At 48.1% G+C, this 10,359-nt stretch carries 9 protein-coding genes; 6 read left to right on the forward strand and 3 right to left on the reverse strand.

The genetic code is table 11. The annotated features are described in order from the left end of the window. The first annotated feature begins 160 nt into the window (after positions 1 to 160). On the forward strand, positions 161 to 1,948 hold the full coding sequence (argS, locus tag GC130_RS24180) for an arginine--tRNA ligase (protein WP_152000946.1): 1,788 nt from the start codon (positions 161 to 163) through the stop codon (positions 1,946 to 1,948). A 66-nt stretch (positions 1,949 to 2,014) separates the two neighbouring features. Then, on the forward strand, positions 2,015 to 2,521 hold the full coding sequence (locus tag GC130_RS24185; protein WP_152000947.1) for a glutathione peroxidase: 507 nt from the start codon (positions 2,015 to 2,017) through the stop codon (positions 2,519 to 2,521). 440 nt (positions 2,522 to 2,961) lie between these two features. On the opposite strand, the gene GC130_RS24190 is transcribed toward GC130_RS24185, so the two are convergent. Next, positions 2,962 to 3,909 carry a DUF2268 domain-containing putative Zn-dependent protease gene (locus GC130_RS24190; protein ID WP_152000948.1) on the reverse strand — a complete coding sequence of 316 codons (948 nt, stop codon included), beginning with the start codon at positions 3,907 to 3,909 and terminating at the stop codon, positions 2,962 to 2,964. Positions 3,910 to 4,140: 231 nt separating this feature from the next. Here GC130_RS24190 and GC130_RS24195 point away from each other — a divergent pair, with 231 nt between their 5' ends. Continuing rightward, positions 4,141 to 5,508 carry a Gfo/Idh/MocA family protein gene (locus GC130_RS24195; protein ID WP_152000949.1) on the forward strand — a complete coding sequence of 456 codons (1,368 nt, stop codon included), beginning with the start codon at positions 4,141 to 4,143 and terminating at the stop codon, positions 5,506 to 5,508. Positions 5,509 to 5,589: 81 nt separating this feature from the next. On the opposite strand, the gene GC130_RS24200 is transcribed toward GC130_RS24195, so the two are convergent. Then, positions 5,590 to 6,966 (reverse strand): glycosyl hydrolase, encoded by a 1,377-nt coding sequence (locus GC130_RS24200; RefSeq protein WP_152000950.1) that lies wholly within the window; start codon positions 6,964 to 6,966, stop codon positions 5,590 to 5,592. Positions 6,967 to 7,090: 124 nt separating this feature from the next. Here GC130_RS24200 and GC130_RS24205 point away from each other — a divergent pair, with 124 nt between their 5' ends. The 3 genes from GC130_RS24205 (at position 7,091) to GC130_RS24215 (ending at position 9,276) form a co-directional block, all read left to right on the forward strand. Beyond that, complete coding sequence (locus tag GC130_RS24205; protein ID WP_152000951.1) at positions 7,091 to 7,987, forward strand: 1,4-dihydroxy-2-naphthoate polyprenyltransferase; 897 nt, start codon at positions 7,091 to 7,093, stop codon at positions 7,985 to 7,987. A gap of 87 nt (positions 7,988 to 8,074) precedes the next feature. Beyond that, positions 8,075 to 8,914 carry a universal stress protein gene (locus GC130_RS24210; RefSeq protein ID WP_152000952.1) on the forward strand — a complete coding sequence of 280 codons (840 nt, stop codon included), beginning with the start codon at positions 8,075 to 8,077 and terminating at the stop codon, positions 8,912 to 8,914. Positions 8,915 to 8,931: 17 nt separating this feature from the next. Then, a complete protein-coding gene (locus GC130_RS24215) occupies positions 8,932 to 9,276 on the forward strand; it encodes a translation initiation factor (RefSeq protein ID WP_152000953.1) in 345 nt (114 codons plus the stop codon). Positions 9,277 to 9,445: 169 nt separating this feature from the next. Here GC130_RS24215 and GC130_RS24220 read toward each other — a convergent pair. Further along, the coding region (locus GC130_RS24220; RefSeq protein ID WP_152000954.1) for a DUF5018 domain-containing protein at positions 9,446 to 10,359 on the reverse strand (914 nt) is incomplete at its 5' end.

A 10,359-nucleotide genomic window follows, 5' to 3' on the forward strand; every position in this document is an offset into this window, starting at 1 on the left:
ATTCTATCTATAATCTTCAAGCATCATTGGTATATTTGATCATTTACTACCTTAAAATGATAGCTTTACTAAACATCCATTGTATCATTATCCCACTACCTGTACCTTTGCACAGCATTTTTAAAATGGGTTGCAAAGCCCAATGTCCGAACGATCATCGATGAATTTAGAGGAGCAGTTGAAGGAAGGCATTTCACAGGCCTTCAAGGAAGTATTTAACCACGAGCTAGCGGCACAGGATGTTGCTTTTCAGCCTACCAGGAAGGAATTTGAGGGTTCACACACCTTTGTCACTTTTCCCTACCTGAAAGTAACGGGCAAGAACCCGGAAGAAACTGGCAAGCTGCTGGGCGACTTTCTGGTAGCGCATGTTGGCGTGGTGTCCGCCTACAATGTGGTGAAAGGCTTCCTCAATATCACGATGAGTGATACGCTCTGGGGCAAAACGCTGTCGGAAGTATATGCCAACCCATCTTTCGGCATCACGGCGCCTCACGGTGGCAAGGTGATGGTAGAGTTTTCCTCACCCAACACCAACAAGCCGCTTCACCTCGGCCACCTGCGCAACAACTTCCTCGGCGATTCTACCTCACGGATTCTGCAAGCCCATGGCTACGAGGTGTTCAAGGTAAACCTTGTGAACGATAGGGGCATTCATATCTGCAAGTCGATGCTGGCCTATAGCAAATGGGGGAATGGTGAAACACCTGAGTCAGCAGGGCTGAAAGGCGATCACCTGATTGGTAAGTACTATGTAATTTTCGATAAGGAGTACAAAAAAGAAATTGAAACGCTGAAGGCGCAGGGCATAGAGGAAGAAACTGCGAAGAAAAAGGCACCGCTGATTCTGGAGGCACAAACGGTGCTGAAGAAGTGGGAGGAGAATGATGCCGACACTGTTGCGCTCTGGAAGCTGATGAACGGCTGGGTGTACGAGGGTTTCGACGCCACCTACAAGGCTATGGGAGTGAGCTTCGACAAGATGTACCAGGAGTCGAACACTTACCTGCTGGGTAAAGATATCGTGGATGAAGGCCTTGCCAAAGGTGTGTTTTACAAAAAAGAGGACGGCTCGGTGTGGGCCGATCTCACCGAAGAAGGACTGGATCACAAGCTGGTGCTGCGCTCCGATGGCACGTCGGTGTACATGACCCAGGACCTGGGTACCGCCGACATGAAGTACGCCGACTATCCGTTCAATAAGTCGATTTACGTGGTGGGCAACGAGCAGGACTACCACTTCAAAGTGCTGTTTAGTATTTTGAAAAGGCTGGGTCGCAGCTATGCTGATGGGCTTTATCACCTGTCGTATGGCATGGTCGATTTGCCTTCTGGCAAAATGAAAAGCCGGGAAGGGACCGTGGTGGATGCCGATGAGCTGATCCAGGAAATGCTGGATACCGCAGAGAAACACACCACTGAGTTGGGCAAAATAGAAGGCTTTACTGAGGCAGAAGCCAAAGAGCTTTACAATACCCTGGCGCTTGGTGCGCTCAAATACTACCTGCTAAAGGTAGATCCCAAGAAAAGGATGCTGTTCAACCCACAGGAGTCTGTGGAATTTCATGGACATACTGGCCCCTTTGTGCAGTATACCCACGCCCGTATCACGGCCATTTTAAGAAAGGCAGAGCAGCTGAGTATTGATCTGAAGGGCTTCGACCCGTCGGCATTGGAGCTTGAGACACTAGAGGCTGAAGTGATCCGTGTGATAGCCGACTTCCCTGACAAAGTGAGAGTGGCGGCGGAAGAGCTGAACCCAGCCGTGGTGGCTAATTATGTGTTTGACCTGGCAAAGGAATACAACCGGTTCTATACAGAGCATTCCATTTTTAATGAGGACAACCAGGAAAAAGTGAAGCTGCGGGTGATGCTTTCGTTGGTAGTCGCCAGAACAATTAAAACGGGAATGGGGTTATTGGGAATAGACGTTCCTGATAGGATGTAAAACGAATTAAAGAGGTTACTCTGTGCGCCTCCGCACAGAGTAACCTCTTTAATCAAACGAAATACCATGAAAAAACTACTCTACCTTCTCATTCTTCTTTCTTCCACAGCTATGGCACAAGGCTCCTTCTACGACTTCAAAATGGCCTCTATTGACGGCGAGACCATCGACTTCTCAAAATACAAAGGCCAGAAGGTGCTCATCGTGAATACCGCCTCGGAATGCGGCTACACACCACAGTACGAAGACTTGCAGGCACTGCATGAACAATTCGGTGGCAAAGTGACCGTGCTGGGCTTTCCGGCCAACAACTTTGGCGGACAGGAGCCAGGCTCCAACCTGCAAATCGCTCAGTTCTGCAAAAAGAACTACGGCGTAAGCTTCCAGCTCTTCGAAAAGATTGACGTAGTGGGCAAGAACACAGCTCCTTTATATACCTGGCTGGAAAAGCAAACTGGCAAAGCGCCTACCTGGAATTTCTGCAAGTACCTTATTGATGAAAATGGCAAGGTCGTTCAGTTTTTCCCGTCTGCTGTCAACCCGATGGACGAGCAGGTGACTGGGTTATTGTAGGTGTCGGCACGGTAGCGCTGGCTTGTGTGGTGGCAACCGTCAGCCACCAGGTCTTGTCAATCAGGGCATCCTGAACCCGCAACGCTCCCTGACTGTAATAGATCCGCCGGTTGGCGGAGAAGCAATCTGTCAATTAGAATACGGTTCCGTCATAGACAGATTGCGGATCAAGTAACATTTCTGGGAGATTGATTTTCTTGACAAGGGTATTTTGTCTTTACATAAAGAAGCAAAACTGGTTCAATGCGTCCCGCCCGGCCGGGTTAGGCTTGGACCTTTTGCTTCTTTGTGATCTCCAATCGCTGAATAGAATAACTCTATTTTTGAGCTTTACTCCCCAGATTGCCTCAGTCGCTCGCTGAATATCGACATAAATGACCACAATAGGGCTCCATCGCAAAGACGGTCAAGCGGGGTTTTAAGCAACAAGGCCCTCGAAATCACCGAAGATTTCCGGCCAACTGCTCCTCTTCAAAATACCCGCTCTTCTCTACAAACCTCTCAAAATTCCGAATAGTCAGTATTTCCTTCACAGCTTTTTTCTCTTCTTCCGACTTGTCATAATACGCCTTCACAATCTGGTAGCCCATCCAATAACCCAGGTCATCGGGCCTGCCGTCTTTGGCTCCGCCATACATCCAGCCATTCCAGCCCTCTTTCCATTTCCTGTTCATGATCTGCTGAAACTCTGCCTTCAGTTCGCCCTCATGAGCGTTTCCATACTGATAAATTTCTTTGTAAGGGCGAGTGCCAGTCACCAACTCGCAAACGAAATCAGCGCTACCTTCTTTGATCGATTGCTCCAAAAGGGTGAATGACTTCAGCTTGAAATAGTATCTCTGCTGGTAGTGGATCAACTCATGAACAACTACTTCCGGGATCATGTCGGAGTCCTCATACATCTCTACGCCAATCAGTAGCCCTTTGGCCGATATGGTACCGCCGGAATTGTTTCTTCCTATCAGAAAATACACATCAGGAAAAATGGTTTTTGGGTACAGTGAGCCCAACTTGCTGAAGTAGCTTCTTATTTCATCTTCCTTCGATGCAAGTGCCTGGCTGCCCGTTCTTATGTTCTCATATTGCTCCCTGTTCTCATAAATAGCCTTGGTAAGGTTGTTGGCATTCCCTATCCGTAACTTGATGAAGCTTTTTAGCCCGGCGCTGGCTTTGCTCAAATATTCACTCTCGTAAGTCATTGCCTGGTTTTTCCCATTGTCTTTGTCGAAGGCACTCCAGAAATGCTCAATGTCAGAGGTGACCATCTGAGCTGCTTCTGGTTTCTTGCTGGCATGCATCTTTTTCGATACACCGCAGCCAACGCTGAGGGCGCCCAGAAGCAAGGTGACAAAAGTGTTGATGCTTAGGTTGAAAAGTAGCTTTCTCATGTAAAAAATAACGATTGTTAAGTGTTGCAATGAAAAGACATCTCTTTTTGCCAATAGTTTCTTTGCCCTTCAAAAACAGCCTCTTCTTTCCCTTCAGCCTTGCTAATGTCCGATAAGCGCTCCGGTACTTTTTTCTTACTTATTTTCTAACTATATAGATAAGGGATAACGGTTTCATTGATGCCGACATGCCACATTTCCTTTTTGCGTTTACAATAAACACCTACTTAAATGAATACTTTTAACATCAATCGCCGGCATTTTCTTAAAGGGGCCTCGGCAACCCTGGCATTGTCCACCTTTGGGTTCCGGGGCATCGATCTCATCAATCCACAAAGGCCTTTTAGGGTTGCACTAATCGGAACAGGTTGGTACGGAAAGAGCGACCTTTTTAGGTTGATACAGGTAGCCCCTGTGGAAGTGGTTGCCCTCTGCGATGTAGACAAAAACATGCTGAACGCTGCTGCTGACCTGGTTAGCAAGCGTCAGAAGTCGGGCAAGAAGCCTAAGCTGTATGGCGACTACCGCAAGCTGCTTTCAGAAAACGAGCTTGACATTGTGCTGATTGGCACGCCCGATCACTGGCATGCCTTGCAGATGATTGACGCTGTAAAAGCAGGCGCCCATGTGTACGTGCAGAAGCCCATCAGCGTCGATGTGCTGGAAGGTGAAGCCATGGTAGCGGCCGCCAGAAAATACAACAAGGTGGTGCAGGTGGGCACCCAGCGCAAGAGCACGCCGCACCTGATTGATGCCAAGAAAAATATTGTCGATGCCGGGCTGCTTGGCACTATTCGCCACGTGGAAATGTGCTGCTATTTTGCCATGCGCAACAATTCGAACCCACCGCTAGAGCCAGTGCCTGATTTTCTTGATTACGAAATGTGGACTGGCCCTGCGCCCCTTCGTCCTTATGATGGCATTCCTCATATCCGGTGGTGGAGAGCGTTTATGGAGTACGGCAACGGCGTAACTGGCGACATGTGCGTGCATATGCTCGACACTGTACGCTGGATGCTGAAGCTGGGCTGGCCAACAAAAATTAGTGCCAATGGAGGCATTTTTGTCCAGAAAGATGCAAAGTCGAATATAGCAGACACACAGGTGGCCAATTTCGAATATCCAGAGTTGAACTGCGTGTGGACGCACCGCACCTGGGGTACACCGGCTGACCCGCAATACCCATGGTCATTCAAACTATATGGCGACAAAGGCACGCTTTCTGCCAGCACGATGCAGTATGATTTTGTGCCTGTGGGTGACGGAGAAAAGATTCACAAAGATGTGGTGTACGAAAGAGAAAAGTACCCAGAGGATTTGACTGAAGAACGCATTGAATTGAATGCCGCACCTGCCACCAGATTGCATATGCTTGACTTCCTGAATGCAATTGATAAGAAAAGCAGACCCGTGGCCGACATTGAGGAGGGGCATATCTCTACGGCAAGCTGTATCCTGGCCAATATTTCGATGGAGTTGGGAAGGTCGTTGTCGTACGATCCCAAAACAATGACCGTACCTGGCGATGCTGAAGCCACTCAGAAGTTACAAAGGGCCTACAGAAGCCCATGGGTGCATCCTGATCCTAAGAAGGTTTAACATTGAAATGAAGAGGGGCGACGAGCCCCTTTTTATTTGTAAATCCTCCAGGATAAAAACCCCTTGGAGGGTTTAGTGTGATTAATTCACCACCACTTTTTTGCTCACCGTCTTTCTTGAGTCGGTAGCACTTAGTAAATAGACACCTGTTGATAACAGGCCTTCTGTGTGAACAGTCATTTCATTTCCTTCCGTAGTCAGCTCATGCACCAGCTGTCCTCGCAGGTCATATATTTTCACCATAGACTGGCTTTCAAATCCTGACAGCCGGATAGTAAGCTCGCTGGTGACAGGCATGGGAAAAAGCTGGACGTCTTCATTTGATCTATTGTCTGCTACGGCAGTCACATCATAGAACCTGTACATGTCGGGCATTTCATTGCCAAAAATAGCCGCTGATGAACTTTGGAAGGCTATGAAACTCGCTTTGGCAGCGTCGCTGCTATTGGCGTAGGGCACGTAAGGAAACGACCAAGCCGCATTGATCCAGGTAAGCACCCAGGCGATGTTTTGGGATCGGCCGGTTGGGTCTCCTGTGATGGCAGGCAATATTGTATCCAGCCAGTATCGGGCTGCATCATCTCCGTTGGAAGCCCCTCCGTTGGTTCGGTTGCCAGTTTCTGTGAACACGGCCACTTTGCCGCTGGCGAATGAGTAGTCGACAATAGGCGCCAGAATGTTGCGCAAGCCCGAAACAGACACCTCATAGGCATCTACGCCAACAATGTCGACATAATCGTCGCCCGGGTAGTAATTGAAATCGACTGGATTGTTCGGCGACCAGGCAAAGAGCACCGTGTTCGTTCGTTCTTCTATGTACTGTTGTGTGAGCCGGTAAAGGGTTTTGTAAGTTTGCGGAGTAGTGGCTTTGCTTCCCCACCAAAACCAACCGCCATTCATTTCGTGCAAGGGTCGGAAAACAATGGGGATGTTTTCCCCGTCGACCACCAGCTCGTTATTGATGATGTCGATTACTTTGTCCAGCTCTCCGAGGTACCAGTCTCTGTCGCCATTCAGGTCATCCACAATATTGCTCACAAGGTCTTTCACATCATCCTTATATTCATAGCTGCTAGTGCCCCTGGCACTGAGGTGCCAATCGTAAGTGATGACATAGCCTTGCTGGTAAGCCCATTTCACAGCCTCTGTGTGGTAGCGTCTTTCTCCTTCCGATTTCTCCAAATAGTAGTGAAAATCGGACCCTAATACAGCAGGGTGTGTCCCTGTCACGTCTTTACTGTCCGATGATTCCTTGTCTCCGTCGGCTGAACCAGAAGCGTAACTGAAGCTGTTGAAAAACTCCTGACCGAAAAGAAACTGGTTGCTGGCTTGTACCCTTCTTAGGTTGTCGTAGAGATAGAAGGTTTTGTCAGAAGCATCCGGATCGACCTGACACAATGCCCGGGAACAATAAATGGATAAGCCGAGACAAAGAAGGGCTAATGGAATCAGTTTCATAAACCAAAGTGTTAGGAGGTAAGTTACATATTGTTATGTGGAATCTAAAAACGGGAAATGACAGGATGACTCGAGTTTGCCTGGCAAGTCGAACAATTTCCCAATTCCTCCTTACCTTTGCCCCATGCAAATCAAACCCTGGATTTCGGCCTTCAGGCTGCGCACTCTTCCTTTGGCGCTTTCGGTCATCGCTATGGGCTCGTTTCTGGCTGCTGCAAATGGCCAGTTTCGCTGGTCAGTATGGTGGCTGGCAGCTCTTACCACGTTATTGCTGCAAATTCTTTCTAACCTGGCCAATGACTACGGTGACTCTATACATGGAGCCGACAAAGGTGACCGCAAAGGCCCCAGCCGGGCTGTGCAGTCAGGGCAAATAACCCCAGCCACAATGAAAAGGGCGATGATCATCACAGCGCTTTTGTCGTTTGCGAGCGGCTTGGCATTGCTGTGGGTAGCCCTCGGGGCTGAGTTGAAACTGCTGCTTATTTTTCTGGGACTTGGCATATTGTGTATCCTGGCAGCAATAGGCTACACCAACGGAAAGCGACCGTATGGCTATGCCGGCCTGGGCGATATTTCTGTACTCATCTTCTTTGGCTTGGTGGGAGTGGGCGGCTCTTATTTTCTGCACACCCAAACCATTGACTGGGCAGTGGTACTACCCGCCTTGTCCGTTGGGTTTTTCTCTGTAGGTGTGCTCAATGTGAACAATATTCGTGACATCGAAAGCGATAAAGCGGCTGGAAAATATTCCATACCTGTGCGTATTGGTAGGTCAAAGGCTGTTATTTACCATTGGATACTGCTAACGGCGGGTCTTTTTTGCGGTGCCATGTACGTTTTACAAAATGCCGGAGGCTACACCAGCTGGCTGTTTCTCGTCAGCTTGCCACTCTTCTGGAAAGTGGGCAGGGGAGTGCAAACCATAGAAGATCCAATGCAGCTCGACCCATTTTTAAAAATGATGGCTTTGAGCACAATGCTTTTTGTCATCACCTTCGGAATAGGCATTCTGATTTAAATCAGTTGCCAGTTTGTTTAAAAAGCTTAGTAAATGCTGAGGTATTTACTATTTTTAGGTTCATTCTAACATTACAATTTTTACGACATGAAGAATATCCTTGTTCCAACCGACTTTTCAAAACAAGCCAAATATGCTTTAGACTTTGCAGCTGTTATTGCTAAAAAAGCTTCTGCCAAAATCAAACTCGTTCATGTGCTTGAAGTGCCCAGTAGTTCTGCTCTTCATGTAACCGGTGAAGTCGAAAGTGACGACCCAATGGAGAAAATATTCACCATCAAGCTGATAGAAAGCTCCGAAAGAAGATTGGCTGAGCTTGCTGCGAGCGTGTCGGGAGTAACGGTGGAAACACATATTCATTCTGGCAACCCTTTCCAGGTTTTGACCCATGAAATCAACGACAGCAATGTTGATTTGCTGGTAATGGGAACTTCAGGCTCTTCCGGAATCGACGAGCTGACGGTTGGCTCCAACGCCGAGAAAATGGTTCGTCATGCTACCTGCCCGGTGATTACTTTAAAAAGACCTGTGACGATTGACATTAAAGACATTGTGTTTGCTTCCGATTTCACTGAAGATCAACCTGCTTTGATTGAGCAGCTTAAACTGGTTCAAACATTTTTCGGTGCCAAACTTCATGTGGTAAAAGTGAACACCCCTCATGACTTCCATCCATCTCACGACGATATTATCGCCATGGATGCTTTCATTAAGAAATACGGACTTGAAAACACCTCAAGAAGCATTTACAATGATTTGAATGCTGACGAAGGGATCATGCACTATGCTGGTGATATAAAGGCAGATATGATTGCCATGGGTACCAGTGGCCGGACCGGTATTGGTCGATTCTTCCTTGGAAGTATTGCAGAGGACGTAGTTAATCATGCTGAAAGACCAGTATGGACCTACCGCCTTCATAAATAATAAAGGAGGTTTAGTTCATGTCGAAAAAGAACAGCCATAAGGATAGGGTGGGCATTGTGTACTCCACTGCGTCGGACTTTGATTATACCACGGATCAGGAGGAAGAGGCGGATACGCTGCCGGCCAATCAGCAGGTGCTGAAAATCTTTTATGAGAACAAGGGCCGGGGAGGAAAGCAGGTAACGCTTGTGAAGAACTTCATTGGAACCAATGCTGACCTGGAGACACTTGGTAAAAAATTGAAAGCCTACTGTGGCACTGGCGGCAGTGTGAAAGATGGCGAGATTTTGATTCAGGGAGATTTAAGGCCCAAGGTTGCTGAGTTTCTCAGGAAGCAAGGCTATCAGGTGAAAGGAGCTTAGAGTTATTGCTTAAAATATGTTGTAAAACATAAAAACCCCGGCACACAATGCCGGGGTTTTATTTTCCCCGAAGGGAATTTGATCGCATAAACCAGTGAACCATCGACCAGATGGCCGGTTTACTGATGAAAGGGACTTATGCTGCCTCCCTTTCGTTGTCGTTGTGGAATTACTCTTTGATGATTCTGTAGGATTTTACTTTCCCTTCGGTTGAGACTTGCAGTACATACACCCCTCTGGTCAGGCCAGCCAAACTGATGGATTCTGTGTCATGCAGGCTTTGACTAACCAGGTTAATCACTGTCCCACTCATGTTTATTAAGCGCAGCTCGGTTCCAATAACTAAGCCCGTAATATGTACTTTATCGACTGCTGGGTTAGGATAAACGCTGAGGTTTGCAAACACTTCGGGAATACCTGTTTTTGTGCCTTCTTTGACTGTTACCGTAGCCGTCCACTCTTGTGTGCTGCCATCCTCAGCCGTAACAGTGTAGGTCACTGGGGCGGAAAAGTCAACTGAAACACCACTGGCCGGATCAACGCTGGCATCCGGTGATACAGTGATAGCAGGAGAAAGACCAGTGATTGTGGTTCCAGCTTCCACTTCTATAACTATCGAATGAGTCGTCGCATCAATGATGGCACTTCCTGTCGCTTCCGCAAGTTCGAATGTCAGGATGTCTTTGGCACTGCTTAGGGGAGCCGGAGCTACAGTCACCGTTACCGTCCACTCCTGCGTACTACCGTCTTCGGCCGTCACCGTATACACCACAGCGCTTGTGAAATCCTGAGGGGCGCCACTTGCAGGACTGATAGAAGCAGCAGCTGAAATGGTAATGGTGGGAGTAAGGCTACTTACATTAGTTCCTGCAACTACTTCAATAGCTACTGTATGTGCTGTAGCGTCAATTACTGCTGGCCCGGTTTCTTCGGGCAGCGAGAAGGTCAGGATGTCCCTGGCACTGCTCAACGGCGCAGGCTCAACTGTTACTGTGACTGCCCATTCCTCCGTGGCACCATTCCCGGCAGTTACCGTGTAGGTGACTGGAGCAGAAAAATCTTGTGCTGCACCACTCGCCGGAC

Origin of the sequence: Imperialibacter sp. EC-SDR9, assembly GCF_902498805.1 — a bacterium.
GTDB lineage: Bacteria > Bacteroidota > Bacteroidia > Cytophagales > Cyclobacteriaceae > Imperialibacter.